Source organism: Colwellia meonggei (genome assembly GCF_057537295.1).
Genome location: NZ_BAAJLZ010000008.1, coordinates 21,749 through 45,954, shown reverse-complemented (window position 1 = coordinate 45,954; position 24,206 = coordinate 21,749). Strand labels below are relative to the sequence as shown.

General features: G+C 38.5%; 24 protein-coding genes. 9 read left to right on the top strand and 15 right to left on the bottom strand.

Translation table 11 applies throughout. The features are described 5' to 3' along the window. Positions 1-136: 136 nt before the first annotated feature. Genes AC27E9_RS16310 through AC27E9_RS16300 form a run of 3 tightly spaced genes read right to left on the bottom strand, consistent with a single transcriptional unit; the run spans position 137 to position 3,167 of the window. Positions 137-802, bottom strand: a complete 666-nt coding sequence (locus AC27E9_RS16310; protein WP_487132003.1) for an esterase/lipase family protein — start codon at positions 800-802, stop codon at positions 137-139. Between the two features lie 24 nt (positions 803-826). After that, entirely contained in the window at positions 827-2,398 is a 1,572-nt protein-coding gene (locus AC27E9_RS16305) for a phospholipase D family protein (protein WP_487132001.1), read from the bottom strand. A 31-nt stretch (positions 2,399-2,429) separates the two neighbouring features. Continuing rightward, on the bottom strand, positions 2,430-3,167 hold the full coding sequence (locus AC27E9_RS16300) for a helix-turn-helix domain-containing protein (protein WP_487131999.1): 738 nt from the start codon (positions 3,165-3,167) through the stop codon (positions 2,430-2,432). A 128-nt stretch (positions 3,168-3,295) separates the two neighbouring features. Between AC27E9_RS16300 and AC27E9_RS16295 the strand changes: the two genes are divergently transcribed. Together AC27E9_RS16295 and AC27E9_RS16290 are read left to right on the top strand one after the other, a co-directional pair. Continuing rightward, the gene (locus AC27E9_RS16295; protein WP_487131997.1) at positions 3,296-3,628 is read left to right on the top strand and encodes a hypothetical protein; all 333 of its coding nucleotides are present in this window, start codon (positions 3,296-3,298) and stop codon (positions 3,626-3,628) included. A 1-nt stretch (position 3,629) separates the two neighbouring features. Then, on the top strand, positions 3,630-4,433 hold the full coding sequence (locus AC27E9_RS16290) for a DUF2145 domain-containing protein (RefSeq protein WP_487131995.1): 804 nt from the start codon (positions 3,630-3,632) through the stop codon (positions 4,431-4,433). Between the two features lie 43 nt (positions 4,434-4,476). Here the strand turns inward: AC27E9_RS16290 and AC27E9_RS16285 are convergent, their stop codons facing one another. Both AC27E9_RS16285 and AC27E9_RS16280 read right to left on the bottom strand, forming a co-directional pair. Then, positions 4,477-5,442, bottom strand: a complete 966-nt coding sequence (locus tag AC27E9_RS16285) for a carbon-nitrogen hydrolase family protein (protein WP_487131993.1) — start codon at positions 5,440-5,442, stop codon at positions 4,477-4,479. Between the two features lie 87 nt (positions 5,443-5,529). Beyond that, entirely contained in the window at positions 5,530-6,486 is a 957-nt protein-coding gene (locus tag AC27E9_RS16280) for a catalase (RefSeq protein WP_487131991.1), read from the bottom strand. A 142-nt stretch (positions 6,487-6,628) separates the two neighbouring features. Here AC27E9_RS16280 and AC27E9_RS16275 point away from each other — a divergent pair, with 142 nt between their 5' ends. Continuing rightward, on the top strand, positions 6,629-7,054 hold the full coding sequence (locus tag AC27E9_RS16275; RefSeq protein ID WP_487131989.1) for a MarR family winged helix-turn-helix transcriptional regulator: 426 nt from the start codon (positions 6,629-6,631) through the stop codon (positions 7,052-7,054). Between the two features lie 99 nt (positions 7,055-7,153). Then, positions 7,154-7,384, top strand: a complete 231-nt coding sequence (locus tag AC27E9_RS16270) for a hexameric tyrosine-coordinated heme protein (RefSeq protein WP_487131987.1) — start codon at positions 7,154-7,156, stop codon at positions 7,382-7,384. A 71-nt stretch (positions 7,385-7,455) separates the two neighbouring features. On the opposite strand, the gene AC27E9_RS16265 is transcribed toward AC27E9_RS16270, so the two are convergent. Then, positions 7,456-8,355, bottom strand: a complete 900-nt coding sequence (locus tag AC27E9_RS16265; RefSeq protein ID WP_487131985.1) for an endonuclease/exonuclease/phosphatase family protein — start codon at positions 8,353-8,355, stop codon at positions 7,456-7,458. Positions 8,356-8,529: 174 nt separating this feature from the next. On the opposite strand from AC27E9_RS16265, the gene AC27E9_RS16260 reads away from it, so the two are divergent. From AC27E9_RS16260 to AC27E9_RS16240, 5 genes are all read left to right on the top strand, one after another. After that, the gene (locus tag AC27E9_RS16260; protein ID WP_487131983.1) at positions 8,530-8,805 is read left to right on the top strand and encodes a hypothetical protein; all 276 of its coding nucleotides are present in this window, start codon (positions 8,530-8,532) and stop codon (positions 8,803-8,805) included. Positions 8,806-9,142: 337 nt separating this feature from the next. Further along, entirely contained in the window at positions 9,143-9,757 is a 615-nt protein-coding gene (locus AC27E9_RS16255) for a TonB family protein (protein WP_487131981.1), read from the top strand. A gap of 30 nt (positions 9,758-9,787) precedes the next feature. Continuing rightward, positions 9,788-10,354 (top strand): sigma-70 family RNA polymerase sigma factor, encoded by a 567-nt coding sequence (locus tag AC27E9_RS16250; protein ID WP_487131979.1) that lies wholly within the window; start codon positions 9,788-9,790, stop codon positions 10,352-10,354. Continuing rightward, positions 10,351-11,064, top strand: a complete 714-nt coding sequence (locus AC27E9_RS16245) for a TonB family protein (protein WP_487131977.1) — start codon at positions 10,351-10,353, stop codon at positions 11,062-11,064. The genes AC27E9_RS16250 and AC27E9_RS16245 overlap by 4 nt, the downstream gene beginning before the upstream one ends. A gap of 266 nt (positions 11,065-11,330) precedes the next feature. Continuing rightward, a complete protein-coding gene (locus tag AC27E9_RS16240) occupies positions 11,331-13,364 on the top strand; it encodes a M13 family metallopeptidase (protein WP_487131975.1) in 2,034 nt (677 codons plus the stop codon). Positions 13,365-13,482: 118 nt separating this feature from the next. Here AC27E9_RS16240 and AC27E9_RS16235 read toward each other — a convergent pair whose 3' ends face one another. From AC27E9_RS16235 to AC27E9_RS16195, 9 genes are all read right to left on the bottom strand, one after another. Continuing rightward, entirely contained in the window at positions 13,483-15,000 is a 1,518-nt protein-coding gene (locus tag AC27E9_RS16235) for a serine hydrolase domain-containing protein (protein WP_487131973.1), read from the bottom strand. A 75-nt stretch (positions 15,001-15,075) separates the two neighbouring features. Next, positions 15,076-15,381 (bottom strand): hypothetical protein, encoded by a 306-nt coding sequence (locus tag AC27E9_RS16230; protein ID WP_487131971.1) that lies wholly within the window; start codon positions 15,379-15,381, stop codon positions 15,076-15,078. Further along, positions 15,374-15,919, bottom strand: coding sequence for an RNA polymerase sigma factor (locus AC27E9_RS16225; RefSeq protein WP_487131969.1), 546 nt, complete (start codon positions 15,917-15,919; stop codon positions 15,374-15,376). Before AC27E9_RS16225 ends, AC27E9_RS16230 begins: the two co-directional genes overlap by 8 nt. Continuing rightward, a complete protein-coding gene (locus tag AC27E9_RS16220; RefSeq protein WP_487131967.1) occupies positions 15,919-16,284 on the bottom strand; it encodes a DUF6249 domain-containing protein in 366 nt (121 codons plus the stop codon). The genes AC27E9_RS16225 and AC27E9_RS16220 overlap by 1 nt, the downstream gene beginning before the upstream one ends. A gap of 192 nt (positions 16,285-16,476) precedes the next feature. Further along, a complete protein-coding gene (locus AC27E9_RS16215) occupies positions 16,477-17,205 on the bottom strand; it encodes a PepSY domain-containing protein (protein WP_487131966.1) in 729 nt (242 codons plus the stop codon). Beyond that, positions 17,202-18,005 (bottom strand): PepSY domain-containing protein, encoded by an 804-nt coding sequence (locus tag AC27E9_RS16210; RefSeq protein WP_487131964.1) that lies wholly within the window; start codon positions 18,003-18,005, stop codon positions 17,202-17,204. Before AC27E9_RS16210 ends, AC27E9_RS16215 begins: the two co-directional genes overlap by 4 nt. Beyond that, positions 17,978-21,100: an efflux RND transporter permease subunit gene (locus tag AC27E9_RS16205; protein ID WP_487131962.1), complete on the bottom strand. Its 3,123-nt coding sequence runs from the start codon at positions 21,098-21,100 to the stop codon at positions 17,978-17,980. Before AC27E9_RS16205 ends, AC27E9_RS16210 begins: the two co-directional genes overlap by 28 nt. 21 nt (positions 21,101-21,121) lie before the next feature. Beyond that, the gene (locus AC27E9_RS16200; protein ID WP_487131961.1) at positions 21,122-22,663 is read right to left on the bottom strand and encodes an efflux RND transporter periplasmic adaptor subunit; all 1,542 of its coding nucleotides are present in this window, start codon (positions 22,661-22,663) and stop codon (positions 21,122-21,124) included. Positions 22,664-22,678: 15 nt separating this feature from the next. After that, positions 22,679-24,130: a TolC family protein gene (locus AC27E9_RS16195; RefSeq protein ID WP_487131959.1), complete on the bottom strand. Its 1,452-nt coding sequence runs from the start codon at positions 24,128-24,130 to the stop codon at positions 22,679-22,681. Positions 24,131-24,206 lie beyond the last annotated feature (76 nt).

Here is a 24,206-nt window from a genome sequence, read left to right as displayed (position 1 = left end):
ATTTAACATATGCTAACACCGCTTGTTTGTTAGAACGAATATCCGTATCGAACAATTACGGTAGTCAGCTAAGAGGGGCTTGGCAATCCTACTTTAGTCGTGAATTTAGTGATTAAACAGGCATGAGCCATTATGACTAAGTTGCATTATGTTGAAATTTTCCCTGTTGTAAATACTGAATAACTTGTGAAATTACGGCGTCATTTCGCATCATAAAAACATGAGTGGTTGGCATTTCTATATGATCATTCATACCGTCAACTTTAGTGCGTTCAACTGATACTTTACCGTCGTCAGTACTGGGGATCAACGATGATAAAACCAAGTTAATACTTTGTGTTCCTGCAATAACGCCAACGTCGAAATTAGCCTTGCCAAGTTGATTTGGTAAACTTAATGCCCCGGTACCTAACTGTGCACCAGCTTCGCCATTTACAAAACTAAAACCGGGCAGGTGACTCAGCTTATCAACAATTTCGGTGCCTTGATTAGGGGGCCCTAACATCACCACTCTATTGAGGTTATCGATACTGTGATTGCTGAGAAATTGTCGCACTAAAATACCGCCCATTGAATGAGTGACAAAGTTTACAGGTAAACCTTGGCATTGCTTTAAAGCATCTGAAATAGTTTGTTCAGCAAGCTCCTCAATAGGGTAAGATCTTGAGGGGTAATCGATATTTAGTACCTTATAGCCATGTTCAGTTAAACGAGCCGCCATCTTGTCCATTGAGTGTGCGGAACGAGCTAAACCATGCAATAAAATAACGTATTCAGATCCCTTGTTAATGTCACTAGCCATTATTCATTCCTATACGTTTAATAATTAAAGTATGCTTTTGGGTACAATGCGGCGCAGTTTTACTTTCATTCTTTTCATGAAGCCTTCTTCAGCATCAGGGTTCCAATCAAGCGTAATTCGCCAAGCATTTTCTGGCTGCATTTCTTCAAGCATGCCTTGTTTTACTTCACGGGTTATTTTCTTAGAAGGAATAATGACAAAATTTTCAGTATTTAAATTCGCGCTACGTGGGTCAACATTATAGGTGCCAATGACGGTTGTATGGTCATCAATAACCATCGATTTAGCATGTAAGCCAAAGATGGGAGCTTTAGTTAGCTGTTTATGCATAACTTCAGACATAATTTTTTGTCTTATTTGGGCATCAGGTTTAAATTCAAATACTTCCACGCCAGTGTTAAGTAGCGCTTTTCGATCACGCTGATAACCACTAAACGCTTCTAAATTATCGTTTGAGGCTAAGCTATTGGTGAGAATTTTAATATCAACACCTTTTTCGATAAGGTTGCGTAATATTGTTCGTGTTTGTTTTGTGGTTATTAAATAGGGCGTTTGTATAACAACTGATTTTTTGGCGGTATTAATGAGTTCAATAAGCTTTTCAGTGGCAATTCCGCTGCCAGCCAAAAACTTATTGGCATTATTCTTACCTGGAGCATCAGAAATATACTCGACTTTGTCTAACCATTGTAATTGTTGCTGCTTTTGAATTTCTTCAATGGCTATTGGCATATTGTTAATTTTAGCTCGAACTGAAGCCACAAAATTTTCTGGGTTGCAGGCGTATTGATGTAACGGGGTATAATCTGGCTGATAACCTTTTGGCTTACTATTTTTAACTAGGTCTTTAACATCAATACTTAGCTTACTTTGCCAGAATTGCTCGAATGAGGATTGAACTTTGTTAGTTATACCGCCAATTAGTAAAACGTCGCGGTCGCGAAAATTAAACTGATGATCATAACCAAAGTATTCATCGGCAACATTGCGGCCACCGGTTATCGTAACCTTACCGTCAACAGTAAATGTTTTGTTATGCATACGTTGATTTAACTGATGAAAGTTGGTGGTTAAATTAACAACTTTATCGATAATGTTCTTACCGATATTGGCCATCGGATTATAAATTTTGATGTCGATATTTTTATGAGCAGCTAAGGTTAATAACTCGTCACCACTAGCTTCTACCATAATGTCATCCACTAACACGCGCACTTTTACACCACGCTCGGCAGCTTTTACTAAATAATCGGTTGCGATTAAACCAATATTATCAGTAGAGAAAATAAAATATTGTACGTCGATCGTGTGTTCAGCGTGTTCGGTTAACCAAGCCCGTGAAAGCATAGCTTCAATGCCTTGCTCCAAAACATAAACACCAGTTTGATTACGCATTTTTTTAGTTACTGGCGTTAAATAATGAGAAAGCGTTTTGTTATTGGCAGTAGGAATTTCAGCACAGTAATCATGAATCGGCTCAGGTATTCGATCAGTTTGCGCACTACAGGCGAATAAGGTTGCGCTTAACATCAAGCAGCCTAAGGCTTTGCCAATAACATGCTGCGGATACTTAATAGCGATAGATAAATATGACAATGGTAAATTCCTTATAAATACATAATATGCTTTACTCAACCCGTCTGAGCTTTTGAAAAAGTGGCAGTTCCCAAGGGCGCATTGCCAATAGTAACCCAACATGTTGACGATTTTCTAACGGTAGCGCCGCATCTTCTTGATTTAACAGTGCGACTTCTTTTTTAAGCTGATTAAGTTTGCGCTTAATAATATCAATAGAAGTTTGACTATAAGTACCACGAATGTAAAAGCGAAAGCTATTTTCTTCAGTAAATGGTGTTGCAAGAAACGTTGAAATGCCGTCTTTAGTCATAAACTGCTCAAGTGGACCATGTGGGATCCATTGAAAGTCTTGTGCAATTAGCACTTTATACTGATTATTTGGCAGTAATTGAATCATCTTCAAGCGATCTAACTTTGCTAGAAGTTGAATACATTCAAATTTATCAATTTGATAATGGGTGATAATATCGTCAAAAGACCAGCCATCGCGCACGCAAGCTGCGACAAGAATCAATTTAACATCATTTACCAGCTCCAGTTCTTGCTCTACTGTTAATTGGCTGAGCTTTTTTTTCTGTTGTTCAACTAAGACAAATAAATCTGAAAGTGAAATAGTTAATACCTGACAAATCTCTTCAAGCCGAGCCAAAGTAAACTGTTTTAGTGAGAACATACGTTTTACATTGGCTTCACTCATCGCTAGTTGGCTAGCAAGTGCCTTATAGGTAATTTGCTGCTGTTTCAGTAAGCCTTTTAATGTGATGCACACGTCTTCTAACTGACTCAAAGTATTATATTCCTATACCTTTGGTATTGATTGTTAATACATTACACAGCTTGGTTTATTTATACAATCCAATGGTCATAATCAGTGTTGTTTTTAACCGATACTTTAATTGATAGGTAGGATGCAAAATGAAAACATTTAATAAAGTTTTAATGACGATATTAGCGGTTACAAGTACGCAATCTTTCGCCAATAGTGGTGCGTCGGAAAATGGTAGTGCTGCCAGTAAACATTCAACTCTCGCAGCTTCTCATGGAGCAGCGGCGAGTGCAAAAATTGGTAGCGCAGTGGTCGCAGTACCGCTGATAGTTGCTGGTTCTGTTGGTCAGGTATCTCAGCACATGGGCACTAAATTAATGGAAGCAGCAGTGAATGATGCACCATTAACAATTACCGATAAAACAATTACCGCAGCACCATCACCAAAACAGATCATGGCGGCAACACAAGAGGAGTTATAACATGCGTATGATTTATACTTTTATAATCGCTTTAAGTGCTTTGCATTGGTCAGTTGCTCATGCGGGCAGCGCACAAGATAACGCCATAAAATTGCCCATTGAGCAAGTAGAAATATTTGCCAAACAAGTTGAAAAGTTTGCCGCAGCAGAAGGTGCACGAGCTTTTATTATTGCTCGAATTGGTAGGCCTGAAAAAGAGTTACCTAAAGGCATAAGTTTTACCCATACAGCGATTGCATTATATTCGGAAATTACCTTAGACAATAGGGAAAAGGTTAATGGCTATGCTATACATAACCTTTATCAAAAGCAGAATCAGGCGGATAAAAGTGAGCTCGTGATTGATTATCCTGTTGATTTTTTTTGGGGAGTGAATGCTCTTAAGGCTGGCATAATTATCCCTACCCCAGCAGTTCAACAACGTATTATTACTGTCATTGCAAATGGCCAAGATAAGCAAATTCACAATGAAAATTACTCGGTGATAGCTAACCCGTTTAATAATACATTTCAAAACTGTACGGAGCATACTTTGAATATTATTAATGCAGGTATTTATCAAACTACGGATATTGCCGAACTAAAAAGTAATGCAAAGCAGCACTTTCAAGCACAGCGGGTGAAAATAAATCCAGTAAAACTACTCTTAGGTAACTTATTTGTTGATGATGTATCTACCAAAGATCACCGTGGAAAAGTTAAAACCACAACGTTTACGATGATTGGTAAGTATTTAAAAGAAAATGATTTATTGGCTAAAGCCGTGGTGTTGGAAAGTAATGGCGAAATTAACGAGTTGTTATAAACCAAAGCAGCGATAGTGATGCAACAATTGCTGCTTTTTACGTTTAATCTTTAATGTGAACCGTTGATTGTCGAGTTCTATCTACGTGTAATTGAGTGACATCAGGACGTGAGTAATGACCTACGGGATCAAAATTTTGCCGTTCTTCACGTACTTTTTTATGATCAATTATTGCTGTGTATAAACCTTCCTCACCAATCTGTGGTTCAATCAACCATTCACCATCGGGGCCTGCTAAGCATGACGCGCCATTAGCAAGATGCGATTTATTAATGCTAGCTAAAATTTCTTTTAAATATGGAGTATCAGCTGGAAAGTCTTCAGGGCGCATTAAACCGCTCGCAGACATTACAAAGCTGCGACCTTCTTTGGCAATAAAGCGTGTTATATCATGAGTATTATGTTCACCACCTGGCCAGATAGCGACATGTAAGTCTTCACCTTGGCCATATAATGCGGCACGAGGCAGCGGCATCCAGTTCTCCCAGCAATTTAAACCTCCTACCGTAAATTCACCGAGCGAGTGCACGCGCAAGCCATGGCCATCACCAGGTGCCCACGTTAATCTTTCTTCATAAGTCGGCATTAATTTGCGGTGCACTGAACCAATTTCACCAAGTTTATTGATATAAACCATCGAACAATACAGACTATGGCCACCACGGTCATCCGCACGTTCAATAATGCCTAAATAGATTGCGACATTAGCATTTTTTGCGGCAGTACAAATACTCTCTAAATGCCCAGAGGATATTGAAACCGCTTGCTTCATGTAGTGTGCATGCAAAGCTTTTTGGTCGGGGGCATTAAACCTTGCACCGCCCGTTAGCTCAATCCAAAAGGGATAACCAGGTAATAAGGCCTCACCAAAAGCGATTAAGTCACACTGTGCTTCACCAGCATTGGCTACTTGTTGAATTATCTTTTCAGTGGTTGCTTCGCGGTTAAGCCATACTGGCGCTATCTGTGCTAAGCCGATTTTCAATGATTCGCAATGCGCTTTTGTCATAGGAGGTGTTTCCTTGGATGAACTATGCTTGATTAAAAAATCTACTATAAATCATCGGCTAATGAAACAATTGCCTGTAGAAATAAGTTATTTCTCAGCTATGCGTCGGCCAAATGCAACAGCGTAGGCATTACGCCTTGCTTGTAAAAGTGGATCGGCGGATGGTGCAAAGCCTACTGATAAAACCAAAGGGTCAAAGTTTATTAAATCACATGTTCCGTCTTGCTCTGATTGAATACCATCTATAGTAAGTTCAGCAGCAACAATTTGCTGGTGCTTGCCTTGCCAAGCAATGGCGGCATTATTAACATCATCTTCTGGGTTTGCCACAGTAATCACCATATTCCAGCTGACAGTATTGTTAGTGAGATTTTGTTGTAAGTTTTGAAAGAAAAAATTTTGTGATGGCGTTACAACTATTGCTTGCTGACGTTGTGGTACAAAAGACCAACGAACTGCTGTTTTCTTACCTTTACTGCTAACTAAATAAAAGCTGTTTACACTATTGAATGTGTTTGCTTCATAAGGTTTAAGGTTATTAACTTTGCTTGCTTGATGAGCTTTAAAGCGCTGAAGATCCGTATTTTTACTTTTAAAAGCTTTTACTGCCGCTGAACCAGCTACTTTTGCACGCATGAGTTCTGCGAAGGCTTCTGGTGTTGCGACGGGAAAAAAGTCTAATGTGTTCATCGACATTAGATGATTTTCATTATTAGATGTAGTGATCGCTAGACCCATACCATATTCTCCAGGTTTACTATCAGCAGCCTGATGATTTCCACCTTTGTGTGATAATCGCCCAATAACCTTAGCGCTGTTTGTAAATAAATTACTGCTGCTATATTTTTGAATTTCATCACCTTTTGGCGTCAATGTTGCGCTAAAGCAAAAGCCTTTAGTGTGGTTTCGGCGCTTTCCTTCTGTTATCCCAAATAGTTGCTCAAAGCTGTTAATACCATTTTTCGCTACCTCAATATTTTCCGCAAATACAACAGGTGCTGTGGTTAATAACAACGCCAAAGTGGCTATTTTTGATTTCATCATTTTCGTTACTCTTGAGTTATAGTGGCTTTTATATTATTGTACGTACACGAACTGTTAGTCAACTAATGGTTGTCAGTGGAATAATATGCAGGCAAAATTGATAGTGCTATTAAGTGTATCTATTTTGAATTAGGAGAGTTTTTTGTCTGTAGCCCAATTAAATGAACAACTATGTTTTGCGTTGTATTCAGCGTCGAATCATCTAACCAGTATTTATCGACCTTTATTAGAGCCTCTCGGCTTAACGTATACACAGTTCATAGTACTAATGGCACTGTGGGAAAAGGACAACATTTCGATTAGTGAATTAGCTAAAAGAACAAAATTAAGTAAGGCAACAATGACGCCACTGTTGAAACGTTTAGAGCAAAAAGAGCTTATTGAAAGGCAAATGTTAGCAGGCAATGAACGACAAAAAAATATTGCCTTAACGGTAAGCGGCAGAGAGTTATCAAAGAAAAGTTTAAAGATTACCGAACAGGCGTTTTGTATGAGCAAGCTTTCAAAAGAGCAAGCACAAACAGTTATCGATATTTGCCAGCAGCTAGTCAACCCTGAGTCCGATTAATCAAGGCTTGGTATTGCTACTAACGTCAAATCGTCAGCTACTATTAATAACCTAAGTGATAGTAGATTTTACATTTCAAATAAAATAGAGGAATGAAAGATGTCAGAGCAATGGTTAACAAGCTTAATTACAAAAACGCCACAAGAAGGCTATGAACTGGCAATAAAGCTATCGAGAATGGGCGTTAAGTATACGCAACCGTCAGATGCGGTACGAAGTAAACTTAGGCCAGACTATAGTGAAAATTCAGAAAACTTAATTGCTTCTTCGCAAGTTATCGCGACTAATTTTCAAACTGTGTCTGCCGCTAATAATTATTGGCGAGACTAGATTTTTGTTAAAACAAGCCCATTATTAGTGTTCAATAATGGGCTTTATTTGATTCAATTATGCCTGTAAAACTACAGTGCTAATTCTACGGAAATAGGGCAGTGATCACTTAACTTTTGACTGATCTCACGAGTATATTTTGGCTCAAATACAATTTGGTCAAATGAATTTTCTACGTAACGAGCTCTTGCTTTAGGGTCAAAAACAATATGGTCAATATAGTCTTTATAGTAGCCACCCCAACATTTTGATTCAGCTTTAATAGTAGGTGCCCATAGAGACTCTGCACCTTCATCGTCAATAGCTTGCCATAGCCCTTGAATTTCACTGTGGTTTAATGAAATATCACGAACAAAACGACGGTTAAAATCACCTAACAGAATAAACGGAGTATCTTCTTTGGCTCGAGCATCAACCCATGCTTCTAATGGTATTGCTTGTTTTGCAAGTTCTGCACAGGCTGTTTTTGCATATACTTCTTTGTCATTACTGCTTGGCATTTTCGCAATGCTGGCTTGATCTAGTGCTTTATCAAAACAGCCTGACTTCATGTGTACAGCCAGTAATCTTAGTGATTTATCACCTTTGGTTAACGTTACATCCATACCACGACGAGCTAAACCTTGGTCAAGCTCAACGTACTCAATGGCACTGGCTTTATAGCCGCTAGTTTTTCTTACTGCGACACCAACCCGTTGTACCCAGTCTTTGGTCGTGAAAAAGTATTCATATTCATCGCCTAATACTTTCGTGGCCCACTTAGCACTTTCAACTTCTTGCAGGGCAATTACATCTGCGTTTAACTGCTTTGCGTAGCGAGTAAGGTCTTTATAATCAGCTTCATCGCGTTGGTTATACTCATGCGAGCCAAGCCATGCGATATTCCATGAAGCAACTTTTAAAGTTTCGGCAAAGGCGCTTGTAGTGATAAAGGCGGCAATTAAGGTAAATAGGCTAATTCGTTTTGTCATAACATCTTTCTTGATAATACATCGGCCAACTAGTGTAACCATTGATTGAGTGAATTCAAGTACAAAGAAAGCAATATGAGGTTAAGTCGCCTGATCTTCGCAGAAACCTGCAGATAAATAAGGTAATATATTACATGTATGTTTTATGGATTTTGACTGTGAAAAGGTAAATATATGTACAATCGCTTGCCATTAAGCAAAATCTCAATGTTTAGCGCCATAACCGGTGTAGTTATTGGCCTTATCGCATTTATTGTTAACTACAACTTTATAACGTTCTCCTTTCCCGGTTATCAAATCTTTACTGCCCCTGCGCGTTTTGCCTTAAGTTTTTTCAGTGAGGAAACAGCATTTTGGCCAAAAATGGTAATATTTCTGCTTGGGCAATTTGCTGGCTATTTTATTTTTGGTTATTTACTGAAAGTAACAATTAGCAAAATAAAACAATGAGTTAGTGTTTTTGTTGAATTCTCATAAACTATTCAAGTTGCTCAAATTAAAAAATTTAAATTTTTTTAACCCCTTTTCTAATTCCCCATCGTTTTACTAATACCAGTTCTATTAAGTTTGTGGACTTGTTGTGCATAGGAAAAACAATTCAAAGCAAAGCGCTTGATTGACCAATAGTTAGCTATTGGGATTGAGAGCAACGAAGCTTTGATGTGTTTCAATCTGCACAAGTGGGCAATAACTTAATTGAATTGGTATCGAAAGTCAGAAATTGGCCGCTGACTTAGCGTGTGATCACACCTCTTAAATCAAAACTATTGAACATTGAGGAACGACGATGAAAAAAATGATAATGATATTCTCTCTTGCAGGCACAACTACCTTTGGCTTATTTGCTTTTATGGCATTTTTGGTTAATAACGACCAAGTAGCACCGGCAGAAGCAGTACCAACGCCAGTGATTGAGTTCGCTCAAATTCCTGATGAAAAGCCAGCAGTTGAGCGAGTGCGTTTTAAGAATAATCCGCCACCAGCGCCTAAGCCAATGCCACGAACAATTGAAACACCAGTAGAAAATATTGTTGAAGGTGGCCTTCATTATGAAGCCCCAGGTATTAAAGTTGTTAGTACAAGCCCTAGCTTAAGCATGGGTAGTGGCGGGCGTGACAGTGATGCTCGGCCAATAGTGCGTATTAACCCTAAATATCCCATCGCTGCCGCACGTGATGGTATTGAAGGATGGGTAAAACTACGTTTTGATATCAATGAAATTGGTGGGGTAACTAACATAGAAGTGATTGACGCAGAGCCCAAGCGCGTATTTAATAAAGCTGCTAGACAAGCGTTAAGAAAATGGAAATATCGAGCGAAATCAGAAGACGGTAAAACTATCGTGCAACAAGGCTTAACCGTACAACTTGATTTCAATATGAATCAACAAAGCTCAATATAATTTAAGCATCAGTGTAGTTAGGATGATAATTTGCAGTTACCGTCAATGATCAAAGGCTGGTACAACCCCAACACTAGCCCAGAAAAATTGCTGGCAAGCTATATCTCAACCGGTAAAAACAAGTATTTGTCTTTGCTGGTTGAGCAATTTAATTTGTCGCTTTATCACTATTTATTGAGCCAATCGAATAAAGAGCTGGCAGAAGACGTGGTACAAACTACATGGTTAAAAGTAATGAAAACCAACGGTATCAGTCAGCAGCAAGCTAATGTTAAAAGCTGGCTATTTACCATTGCTCGCAATACTTTAATCGATGAGTTTAGACGCCAAAAAAAATGGCAAACTCAATTATTGGATGAAAATAAAATGCTGACAGTAAATTTAGAAAAATCACTGCAAGCAGCTGACAGAATTACCCAATTTAATGCCGCGCTACTACAGTTACCCTTTTTACAACGTGAAGCATTCATTTTTCAGCAAGAAGGGTTTTCAGTAAATGAAATTGCTGAATTAACTGGCGATAGTTTTGAAACCATTAAAAGTCGCTTACGTTACGCCCGTAATAATTTAAGCCATTTGTTAGGAACACCATCATGAGTGCCGATAAATTTGATAAAGAACTCGCAGATCTTTATCAACAACGTAAACAACAAATCGATGCGCCAACGGTTGATTTAGAAAATACTACTATGCCTGTAAAATCAAGTCGTTCACCATGGCACATGTTAGCTTTATTACTAACGGGTGGCGCAGCTTCATTTGGCGTCATGGCTATTATCACCTACTTTGCTGAACCGGATGTGCATGGTGCAAAGCAACAATTTAAGCAGCATTCGGTTCGTGTGGTTGAGATAACAGAAGTGAAACCTAAACAGGTTATTTTAGCGCCGCCACCACCAACACCGCCGTTACCACCAAAACCGATAAGTAATGCGCCGAAAGCGATTAGTGAAATACCTCCAGAAACAAGCAGCATTGCTAAACCTGAGCTCGCATTGAATAAGCCAACGGCTGATGCGGTAAGTGTGCCATCATTTAATCAACCTGCAACCGCTATGGAGCCGATTCATAGAGTGATGCCTGAATATCCAAAATCAGCACTTTACTCACGTAAAGCTGGTAAGGTAAAACTGCAATATCGAATTTCCTATTCAGGAAAAGTGATAGATATTAGCGGCTCAAATAACCATGCTAATCGACTGTTAGAACGCTCAGCTAAGAAGGCCTTAAGTCAATGGCGCTATCCTGAAGCAGCCGGTGGTGAAAAGTTCTTAGAAATAGAGTTTGAGTTTAATTTGGATAAATGATTATTTTTACTGAGCGGAGAGTGAGTTAGTTAGCTTGGATAAACACTCATTTCCGCTTAGTGAATTATAAAATAAATGGCCTGCTACGCCATTATTGTGATTGTTCGTTGTTTTACTTTGAGTGTTATTCATATACCACGAATAGTTGCCTATTAAGGGAGCCTTAATCATTGAAAAAATGATTAAGATTATGAGACTGTTAATCGTTATTATAGACAATCCCTTCTAATATATTACAGAAAAACAATATTAAATGGACTTATGAATTGAAGAAACTATATATATTCACAATACTAGTACTCCTACTAACAGGATGTTATGAACACACTCTTTCAACAAGTACACTTCAAAAAAAATCAGGTATTTTGATTGATGGAATGAATACATCAATCAAACCGGGTGATGATTTTGACACATATGTAAATGGTAATTGGGTTGAGCAAACAAAAATTCCAGAAGACAAATCTAAGTATGGCTTGTACACAAAACTCAAAGAAGATGCACAGGCTAACGTAAAAGTAATTATTGAGAAGTCGGCAAAAGGTAACTTTGAGAAAGGTAGTGATGAACAAAAAGTCGGTGATTTATATCTATCGTTTATGGATATAAAGACAAGAAATGCTATTGGCATCAAGCCATTAAAAAGACACTTTAAAGCTATTGATGCGGTCGAAAATCATGAGCAGTTGGCTATTCTTATTGCTAAGTTTAACGTATTGAAATACGGCGGACCTTTTGGCGTCCATCAATACGTAGACTTTAAAAATCCAAATACTTATATGATCTACAGTTGGCAAGAGGGGCTTGGTCTTCCTGATCGAGAATATTACTTTAATAAAGGTGATTCAGCGGAATACATAAGAAGTGCTTATAAACAGCACATAGAAACTATGTTGGCATTAGTAGAAATCGATACACCTAAAATTACGGCAAAAGTTATTTATGAAATAGAGGAAAAACTTGCTCAAAACCAAATGAAAAAAGAGCAGACCCTAGATTTGGCAGCCATCTATCATAAAGTCCCAATTGATAAGCTAGGCCAGGTCATGCCTGATTTTAATTGGAATGGCTATTTGAGAGAATTACAATTATCCGATTTAGATGGGTTAGTTATTACCCAAATAGAATATATGAAGGCACTGAATGATATTTTTAGATCTACGCCTATTGCAGACTGGAAGTCATACATGAAATGGCGCATAACAACTGCTAGTGCAAAGCAGTTGACGGAAGCTGTAGATGAGCTTCATTTTCAATTTTATAGTAAAATATTACATGGTGTTGAAGTACAAGAGCCGATGTGGAGGAAAGGAGTAAATATAGTTAACGAGAATATTGGTGAGATTGTTGGAAAAGTATATGTCAAAAAGCACTTCTCTAGTGTAGCGAAACAAAAGATGAAATATCTTGTCAACAATTTGCTTTTAGCTTATGAAGATTCGATTAAAAACCTTGATTGGATGACAAATGAAACCAAGATACAAGCATTAGATAAATTGTCTAAGTTGACTGCCAAAATTGGCTACCCTGAAAAATGGACAGACTATACCGCGCTCGATATAGATAAAACCGATTATTTTGGTAACTTGGAACGTTCAGCTAAAATAATGCATCAGCAAAAAATTGAAAAACTGAAAGGCCCTGTACAAAAGTATGAGTGGAGTATGAAGCCACAAACTGTAAATGCTTATTATAACCCGCCGCGTAATGAAATCGTTTTTCCTGCGGCTATATTACAACCACCATTTTTTGATTTAAACGCAGAGAATGCAATTAACTATGGCGCAATAGGTACTATTATTGGTCACGAAATTGGACATGGTTTTGATGCTACTGGTAGCGCGTTTGATGGTGATGGAGTACTTCGAAATTGGTGGACTGATAAAGATAAAAGCGAGTTTAAAAAACGAATTGCTTCTCTAGCCGACCAATATAGTTCTTTCGCGCCGTTTGATGATTTGAATGTAAATGGTGAGCTTACCCTCGACGAGAATATTGGTGATTTAAGCGGTATTAGCATTGCATTAAAAGCTTATAAGTTATCACTCAACGGAAAATCTGCACCCGTAATTGATGGTTATACTGGTGAACAACGTGTATTTATTGGTTATGCTCAAGTTTGGCGAAATAAGTATCGTGAAAAAGCCTTACGTAAAAAAATACAAACCGACGAGCATGCACCTTCAATGTATAGAATAAATGGTGCGGTAAGAAATGTACCTGAATTTTATACTGCATTTGATGTACAAGAAGGTGAAGACTTATATCTTGCACCTAAATATAGAGTTAAAATTTGGTAAAAGCTCCTTGTTTAGTAAAAGTCGACTAAGGAGCTAATTTAATGTTTACTTTGAATCTATCGCTGTTTTTTAGTGATGGTTACTAAAATAGCCTAATGATGCATTTCTTCTAGCTTTACTATTCATTGTTAACCTTAACGAACCTAATACCGCTATAAACTAATGTCGTAGGTTTACCAGCAACCATTTCAAACTGAACTTTTTGTCCGTTAGAGGGGCGAAATTTAACTCGCATTTGGTCTTTTTCTCGTAGCGGTGTTGCAATAGTTTTTAAATTTCCCCAGGTTAATTCGAACTTATCACCGTTAAAAGTAACCTTGATATCGCCAGCTAGCGGATGATGATATTTGCCAACGTAATGCTGTTTTCTAGCGCTTAACTGCCAAGGTTTTAAAGTGTAGCTCTTATCTTTGCTGACAATTTTATCGCGATACTTATATGCCATGGTCTTTAGTTTTGCCATTTTGCTATCGATTCGAGATTCAACTCCTTCTTTATTTAATAACTTACTGTAAATAAAGTCTGCGATTAGATCGGTGAGTTTGTCATTTAACATACCTTCGTTGTTTAATATCACTAAACCTAACTTTTCTTCTGGCATAAATGATAAATGTGGTCGAAAGCCGTCGAATGAACCGAAATGATGATAGGTTAAATGGTTCTTGTAGTTACCCGTGTACCAACCATATGCATAAGCATTGCGCTCAAAATCTCCACGACTACTTGAAAGTTTTGCAACTGTTTTCTGTGAGCGTTTGATCAATTTAGGCGTAATAATGTGTGAGTCGTTAGTTGCTTTGGCGTTTAATTGCAACTTTAGAAATTTCGCCATATCGTTCGATGATGAAATAACGCCACCACCTGCATGCATGGTATTGTCTTGCTTGGTTAAATATAAGGCTTTATTAGGGGTAGCGCTGAAGAATGAGTAAGGTTTAGCAATGCGCCACTTTTTATGCTCGGCTTCACTGACTATAGCGGTGCTATGACTCATGTTTAATGGCTTAAATAAGGTTTTCTCAAGCGCTTCTTGCCAAGTGATATTGAAGGTTTTTTCATACCAAATACTGACAATATTGTAGCCTAGGTTAGTGTAATCAAATTCACCGTGCTTACTTTCTTCACTGGCAAAAATGTTGGCTAACATGAGCTGTTTACTTTTTTTGTTATGAATACCAGAAGTCGAAACGGCGGTAGCTAAAAAATTATCGTCTAAGCCTGAAGTATGCGCCAGTAAGTCTTGAATCGTGATTTTGTCTGCGGGTATTTCTTTGGCGAAGTGAATTTCTGGAAACATTTCCTGTAACGATAATGATGTATCGTATTTTGAATTTTCCAACGTTTGTAAAACTGTTAAGGCAAGTAATGGTTTGGTTATTGAAGCAATATAAAAGGCGGTATCGTTGGTAGCGGGTTGTTGGTTTTCTATATCGGCATAACCAAATGATTGTTGATAAATAACATTGTCGCCTTTAACAACTGCAATAGAGGTTGCTGACTTAATCTCAAATTCTTTAATTAATGTTGACATAAAACCGTCAACACTTTGCTTGAAAGTTAATGTTTCTGAGGCTTTGGTAGAGGTGGCAATAAGAAATATTATTGTGACGAATATTTTGATTATCCTGTTAACCATGTTAATTCCCTGTGTTGTTATTATTTAAAGATATTAAGTTAGAGCGCACTAAATGGGTTTTTGGATGCAAATAATTTATTTTTCTTCGATTAATAACCAAAAACAGTTACCGACAAAGCAGAACAACAAAAGACTGACTACATAAACGGAATGCTGTGAAAATAAGGTAACAAAAGTACTTTCAAGATTTAAAAAGCTGAATAGAGCCAAAGACAGCATCATTGCAAGTATTGAGAATAGTGCGATTATTTTTTTACGTTGCTTGGCAGATTTTTCGATTTGTTGCATCAATTGTGGCGTAAAATTTTCTTGGCTCAAATCATCGTGAAATTGCAATATTGACTCGATTGATTGGCTATTGTTATTGGCTGTCTTATGCATGTTTTTCTCCGGCGATTTTTGAGCTTGCAACGAAACTTTTCAGTTTTTGTTGTGCGCGGTTTAAATGTGATTTTACTGTGCCTAATGGAAAGTCAGTCACTTGGCTGATTTCAACATGGCTCATGCCAACACTGATTGATAACGTGATGCAAGTGCGCTCAGGTAGTGAAAGTTGTTGCATGAGTTTTTCAATCACTAAGTCTTTATCTGCGTTATGTGGACTTTTTTCAAAGTCAGCAAGGTTGCATTCCGTTTGCTCATACTTTTTGTACGCTTTTTGTTGTGACTTTAAAAAGTGGTTGTAGGCAATTTTATGTAACCAAGTGTTTAGTGCTGAATCGCCACGAAATGACTTTATTTTTTTATATAAGGTGAGAAAAGTTTCTTGGGCTAGGTCATCTGCAAGGTGGTGATCGCCAGCTGTTAATCGACGCAATAGCTGCCGAATGCCTGATTGATATTTAGCGACAAGACAGCGAAATGCGTGATGATCATCACGGCTGACAATTCTGGCGATGAGTTCCGTATCATTAATCATTACTGATTATTTGCTTGTTCTTCGTTTATGCTTATTTTCCAAAGTAATAAAAATGCACTGGCGAGCGTAATAGGGAATGCTGCAATAGCAAATGCGGCATTTAGAACATTTAGTAATGAACCAGCAATAATAATGGCGATACCTAGCGCTAGTAAGGTAACTGCTCGGCGTAAATCGATGGTGTGAGCATGTTTAACAACGCCAATCTTATCCAGTACATCAGTAGATAGGTGTTCACCATTTTCGAGCGCTTTACGAATGGTCAGTTGAATTTGTGCTTTATTTTTATATTCCAGCCATAAGCGAGCAATGGCGATAACACTGATAGAAATACAAATGGTAATGGGTATCCAATAATCAGACATAGTGTTTCTCAAGTTTATGTTTAGGTTATTAAGTTAGATACTGACAGATGTTGAATTGGATGCAAATAGTAAAATATTTTTAATTTAAGTTGCAATAATCTGAATTTTAAAGGGATTTTATAGGTGTGATTTATAAGAAAAGCACCTAGTACGATGCTTTTTACGATTTATTATTAAGAAAACAGAATTACCTTAGCGAGAAGTTTTTAGCCGATATTTGCCATTTCTCAACATATACACGGTCCAAATCATGCCAGATAATGCTAACCACAATGTGACAAAGGCAAACAGCATAATTTGAATATTGTTGAAGCTTCCTTCATCGCCGTAATCCATAAAATGCAGCATAAAGAAAAAACCAGCAAAGCGTTTATCACTATTACTGTGGCCAACGATGCGGCCTGAGTCTTGTTCAACATAAACACTGGTGTCTAAATCATCACTAAAATTAACTTGCCACGTTGGGTTTTTTTGCTTGAGATAATCTGGAATATTCGTGGTGAATAGGTTTGTCGACGTTACATCTCCTGGGCCGTTGTAACTGGCTTTTGCAATGTTTAGTGCCAGTTTTTCATCAACTTTGGTTAATTCACCTGTAATCGCATTTACTAGTAAAAAGCGGTTAGTAAAGTGACGATATAAACCTTGTTCTTGTGTTAGCAAGTAATACGGTTTTGCTAACAGTTTTGTTTGCGTTAATTCAATTGTTTCAGGGTAAGCTTTTAAAATGGTTTCAACGGGCAGCAAATCTTTTTCCGCTATTAAATGTTCAGAAACGGTCGGCGCTTGACGATACGCATTGCCACGTGCCTTTTTATGGTCAATGACATTGAACACTAAGCCACTAAATACCCAAATAAATAATTGCAAACCAATCAGCAGAGAAGCCCACTTATGTATTTTCCTCACCCAGAACATCATGGTTGATCTCCGGTTGGGACATTCATTTTGGCCTGGGGTGATTGGTTATCAAAATCACTATTTTTACGTTTGCTAAACATTGGTTTAATCATTTTGTAGTAGGTTAGTACTAAACCACTGAATGCTGCGAATAATGCCAGTAGTGCAATAATAAATAAAAACCAATTGCTGACATTACCGCCGTCGTCATAGTCCATAACATGAAAACGAAACATCCAATCAAATATGCGCCAAAATTCGTGACGCTTAGTAACAACTTTGCCATTAGTAGCTGAGATATATAAAGCCGGGCTACCAAAATTATCGAAATTAACTCGCCATGTCGGTAAGTGTCGAGAACTCAATTCGAAAGGTGGATTTTCAATAATTAATTCGGCGTTAATTACTTCGCCATCATCTGCATAAAAGTGTTTTGCTACGGCGATAGCTGACTGTTCATCTATTGGTGATAGTAATTTACCGTTGCTTGCATCAAGCATAAAAGCTTGTTTATCAATATTAAAACGATAAACCTCGCGATTAACCAACATGCCAACACTTAAATCTTCAGCCTGTGGGTATTGCTGAAATAATGCTTGTGTTGGGTAGGTTAAATTTTCGGGCTTTATTTTAGTTTGATGATTAATGATCAGGCTGTCACCGTGAATATAGTCGATATCGAAAAAGACCATATAAGCACCGGTAACAGACCAAATAACAAATTGTGCACCAATAAATAACATCAGCCATTTGTGGAGTTTATGGCTGAGTTTAAATAACTTTTTTGGCTTTCTTACAGTTTTAATTGTGACTTTCTCCACAAAAGATAAACGGCTGGCAACACAAGTAAGGTTAATATTATTGCACTGACCATACCGCCGACCATAGGTGCAGCAATACGACTCATAACTTCTGAACCCGTTCCTTTGCCATATAGTATCGGCAATAATCCAATAATAACAGTGGCAACTGTCATCATTACTGGCCGAACACGCATGCCAGCGCCTTGTAGAATAGCATGAGTTAATTCCTTCATAGTAAAAGGAATATTGTTAGTTTGATGTTGCTCAATACTTTCTTTAAAAGCTTGGTTTAAATACACGAGCATTATCACGCCAATTTCTACCGCAACCCCAGCTAGAGCAATAAAACCAACGCCGACAGCAACCGAAAAATTGAAACCTTCGAGGTACATTAACCAAATGCCGCCGATCATCGCTAAAGGCAAGGTGGCAATGATAATGGCAACTTCAACCAAGTTACGAAAATTTAAGTACAACAAAATAACAATAATTGCCAAAGTTAATGGTAATACGTAAGTTAACTTGGCTTTTGCTCGTTCCATATATTCATATTGTCCCGCCCATGTAATTGAATAACCAGTAGGTAAGGTTAATTCTTCTGCTAAACGTTTTTTTGCCCGTTCAACATAGGTGCCAACATCAATACCTTCAATATCAATTAAGCTCCAGCCATTAATGCGTGCATTTTCACTTTTAATACTTGGAGGACCATCCTCAACATATACATTAGCTACGTCGGCCAATGAAATTCGTTGTCCAGTTGGTGTAACTATGGGCAGCAATTGTAACTGTTCGGGTGAGTCGCGGTAATCTTGTGGGTAGCGTAAATTAACTGGGTAACGCTCTAGGCCTTCCACTGTTTGTGTTACATTCATACCACCAATAGCAGTCGCAACCACTTGTTGGACATCAGCAATATTTAAACCATAACGCGCCGCTTTATTTCGGTTAATATCAACTTTAATATAACGACCACCAGCAACTCGCTCGGAATAAACTGAGGCCGTACCTGGTTGGTCTTTGAGAATACTTTCAATATCTAAGCCGATATTTTGAATAACCTTCAAATCACTACCAGCGATTTTTATACCGACTGGAGTTTTAATTCCTGTTGCTAGCATATCTATACGGGTTTTGATTGGCATCACCCAAGCGTTGGTTAATCCCGGAAACTTAACGATGGCATCAAGCTCTTTACGTAATTCATCGGTAGTGAGTCCAGTTCGCCATTGTGATTTTGGTTTAAGTTGAATAAAGGTTTCGATCATAGTTAATGGCGCTGGATCGGTTGCTGTTTCAGCCCGACCAACTTTACCAAAAACCGAATTTACCTCAGGAATTGTGCGAATAAGTTTATCCGTTTGTTGCAGTATTTCCCGTGCTTTACCTATTGATATGCCTGGGTAAGTGGTCGGCATATACATTAAGTCACCTTCATCAAGCGGTGGGATAAATTCACTGCCAATTTTGTTAACGGGAGAAAAGCCAATCAAAGTTACAAACAAAGCACCAAGTAGAGTGGTTTTTGGGAAGCGTAAAACGGATTTTAATAATGGCATGTAGCCTGCAATTAAAGCTCTGTTGACTGGGTTCTTACGCTCAGAAATAACTTTGCCACGAATGAAGTAGCCCATTAATACCGGCACTAAGGTAATAGCTAAACCGGCTGATGCCGCCATTGCATAGGTTTTTGTATAAGCGAGCGGACTAAACATGCGGCCTTCTTGTGCTTCTAGAATAAACACTGGCATAAAGCTTACGGTAATAATCAGCAAGCTAAAAAATAGTGCTGGGCCAACTTCAGAGGCTGATTTAGCAACAATTTGCCAACGATTTTGTTCGGTTAACGGTGTTTTCTCCATATGTTTATGCATATTTTCTATCATAACTATGGCGCCGTCAGTCATGGCTCCAATGGCAATCGCGATACCACCAAGTGACATGATGTTGGCATTAATACCTTGAAAATACATAATGATAAATGACACTAAAATACCGAGCGGTAAGCTAATTACTGCTACTATTGAAGAGCGAACATGGAATAAGAACACCACGCAAACAATGGCAACAACTGCTAATTCTTCAATAAGCTTCGACCATAGGTTATCAACGGCGCGTTCAATTAAACCAGAACGATCATAAACTGTGACAACCTCAACACCTGCAGGTAAACCTTGTTGAAGGCTTTTAAGTTTTTCTTTAACACCTGCAATAGTCTGCTGGGCATTAGCACCAAAACGCATTACTACCACACCGCCAACGGTTTCTCCTTCACCATTTAATTCGGCGATACCACGGCGCATTTGTGGCCCTAAATTTATATCGGCAACATCTTTAAGTTGTAATGGTACGCCTTTAGCATTCATTCCTAATGGGATTGCTGATAAGTCATCAATGCTTTTTATATAACCTGAAGCGGTGACCATATATTCTGCTTCGGCCATTTCTACCACAGAGGCACCTACTTCTTGATTGCCTTGTTTAATAGCGGTTTGAATTAAGCTTAATGGAATACCATAGGCGCGCAACTTATCCGGGTTGACGGAAATTTGATATTGCTTAACCATGCCGCCAATTGCGGCGACTTCAGAAACACCAGCTACGGTTTGTAGTTCAAACTTTAGAAACCAATCTTGAATTGAGCGCAGCTGACTAATGTCGTGCTGGCCGGTTTTATCAACTAATGCATAAAGGTAAACCCAACCAACTCCTGTGGCGTCTGGACCTAGCTGTGGCTTGGCATTACTTGGCAAGTCAGCAGCAACTTGTGATAAATACTCTAATACTCGGCTACGCGCCCAGTATAAGTCTGTGTCATCATCAAAAATTACATAGACATAAGAGTCGCCGAAAAATGAATAACCACGTACGGTGCGGGCACCGGGTACGGAAAGCATCGCCGTTGTTAGTGGGTAGGTGACTTGGTCTTCCACCACTTGTGGCGCTTGTCCAGGATAACTGGTTTTAATAATTACCTGTACATCCGATAAATCCGGAATGGCATCTATTGGTGTATTTTTAAAAGCGAATATACCGGCACCAACAATGAGCAAGGTGATTAGTAAGACAAAAAATCGATTAAAGACCGACCAATGAATAATACGTTCTATCATAATAAATTCCTTGGTCTGTGATTAATGTGTATCAGTCGTTGAATGAATAGTGATTACCGTGAATTCGCCATTTTCAACTGCAAAGGTGAAGTCAATTTCATCACCTACTTTGAACGGCAAAAGATCAATATTGCTGGCGATAAAGAAGTCTAAAGTAGCAGCAGGGCGTTGCCATTTCTCGATAGCACCACGGCTAATATTTATGATGCGGTTGTCTAGATCTATCTGGTTAATTATGCCGCTAACTTGCGCATGAGCAACAGCTTGAACACTATTTTCCATATCCATATCCATATCCATATCCATATCCATATCCATATCCATATCCGTATCCATATCCATGGCAGACATACGTTTGAAGTCAGAGGTTTTACTGGACTCGGAATCAAGTAGAAATTGTGCTGAAGTAACTATGGTATCGCTAGCAGTTAAACCTGAAAGTACTTCAATTTGCTTGCCATCACTGCGGCCAACATCGACAGCAATTGATTTAAATTGTCCATCCCCGATGGCGAGTACCACACGGTCTTGAGTTCCCGTACGTATTAATGCTTCTTTTGGAATAACAATGGTTTCCGCGCTAGGTTTTCCGTCAATAATGACTTGTGCAAACATATTAGGCTTTAAGGCAAGATCTTGGTTATCAAAACGTAAACGTACTTTCATGGTACGGGTTTGGCTGTCTAAAGTTGGATAAATATAATCAACATCGCCTTGCCAAATTTTGCCCGGTAAGAAATCAAGTGTCATCGCAACTTTGTCTCCAAAAAAAACAAAACCAGCTTGGCGCTCTAAAATTTCAGCTTCCACCCAAACTTCTGTCAAATCGCCAATTGAGAACAACATGGTGCCGGGTTGTACATAGAAGCCTTCACGCACGGATAAGTTTTCAACTACGCCAGATTGTGGCGCATAGAAAGTCACCTGCTGCTGTACTTCGCGACTGCGTTGCAATTCTTCAATCGCGCTTTGTGGAATATTCAGCGCCAATAAGCGGTTTTTAGCAGCATTAACTAATCGTTTATTTTTACGAGTGAGTGCCAGTACAAATTCTTCCTGTGCGTTAACCAATTCAGGAGAATATAAAGAATAGATTGCCTGCCCTTTTTCAACCGTGTCACCGACTGAATTAATATTCAATGTTTCTATCCAGCCTTTTACTCGTGGGTGAATATGCACTAATTTATCTTGATTGTAATTCACATAACCAACGGTTTTTATTTGCGTTTGTAGTTTAGAATGACGAACATTTTCTGTACGAACGCCAATGTTATTAATCACACTTGGATTTATTTTTACCGTGCCTGCTTCTGCGTCCATAGCACCATCATTTGCATATACAGGGACCAACTCCATGCCCATTGGTGAAAGGCCAGGTTTATCTTTGCGAAAGTTAGCATCCATAGGAGCCACCCAATAAAGTGGTTCATCGGCACCTGAGTCGGTCATGGTGCTATTGTTATTGTCGAGACTGTAAAAGTTCAAACTGAGCCAAGCACCGAATAAAATGCTCGGTATTGTGATAATGGCAACTTTGAAAATTTGTTTGGTATTTATTGTCATGTGTAATTCCTGTGGCTATTTAGTCAAAGTAGCTTGGTTAGTCGACGGTGCAGAATGCGCTTTGCTAAAAACGTAATTGAGTTCTAAATGTAATTTTTGTTGGGCAACTTTAATCGTTAAGTGATCAATAGTAGCGTCTAGTTCATCTATGCGGGCGCGAACAATTTCGCCAAAATCGCCGCTGTCATTGGTATAGGCGTTTAAGGCAATTTCAGCTTGTTGATGAAATTGTGGTAAAAGTTTTTCTTCGTAAAGTTTTTGGCGTTTGTTAAGTTGTAATAACCGTCCTTTAGCAGATGAAAAAGCTCCCAGAAGTTGCCGTAAGCGCAACTGTTTTTCGGTTTTAACGGCTTCGGTTTTTGATACTGCAGCTTTTAACTGTTGGTCTTGCTTGTTTTCAGTGAATAGAGGTACGTCGAAAGTTACACCAACGGAAAAAAGATCAGCTCGATTATTGTTTTGTGCGTCATTGCCGCGGTAACCATAGCTGGCATTGATACCCCATTCAGGTTGATATTGTTGCTTCGCAATAGACTGCTCAAAGCGAACCGATTTAATCTTATTGTCTAATGCGACAACACTTGGATGACTGCTGAACTTATTAACCAGTTCAGCATTGGAGTAATAGCGCTTAGCCATAACATAGGCTTTGTTTTGCAGGTCAATAATTGGCAATTCTTTGCTTAATACCAAGTTATTATTCAACCTTGTTCTTGATGTCTCTTTTTGTTGCTCTACAGCCATTAGCCATTGGTTTAATTGTCCAAGGTAAGCATTTTTTTGCTGAGAAAATTGTACTAATTTATCGTCAATTCGACTTAATTCCAGCTCGGCACGAATAATGTCTTGCTGTTGAGCTTGGCCAATAGTGGCTGAGTAACGCGCTTCTGCTACGGCAATTAGTTGTGAGAACAGGCTTTTATTTTCTTCAATGAGCGCAATACTTTGCTGCATTTGATACGCGTTGAGCCATAACATGCCAACGGTTAGTGTTACTTGTTCTCTGCGATCTTGGCGTAGAAAAGGATATTGTTCACTGTCTGATTTTAGTTGCTGCCTACGTAAGTTGAGGGTATCTCCACGTGGAAATAATTGGCTTACACCTACTTTTAGTTGCGTCATAGGCTCTTGCCCAAAACGTAATGTGTCGCTCGCTAGGTTTGCGACACCAATTGATACTTTAGGATCGGGTAAAGTATCTGCTGCAATACTCAATGACTCTAATGCACGTTGTTGATGACGATTGCCTGTTAACCATGGATCGACAGCTTGTGCTTGTTGAATCGCACTGCGTAAACTTAATGATTGGTCTGCGCTGAACTGATTGTTTGTTTGACTTGCCACCGACACAAACGTACTGATGGACAGTGAACATGTCAGCACAGCTAAAAACTTAATGACTAGTTGTTTAATAAAAACACGACTTACTTTTTGCTGATGTTGGCAAAATATAATTAAAGCTTGCATGGTTTTTCTCAAATTGTTGCTATGAAATTGCGTTTATCGGTAACAGTAAAGTGAGCCACATAGCGAGATTACTGAA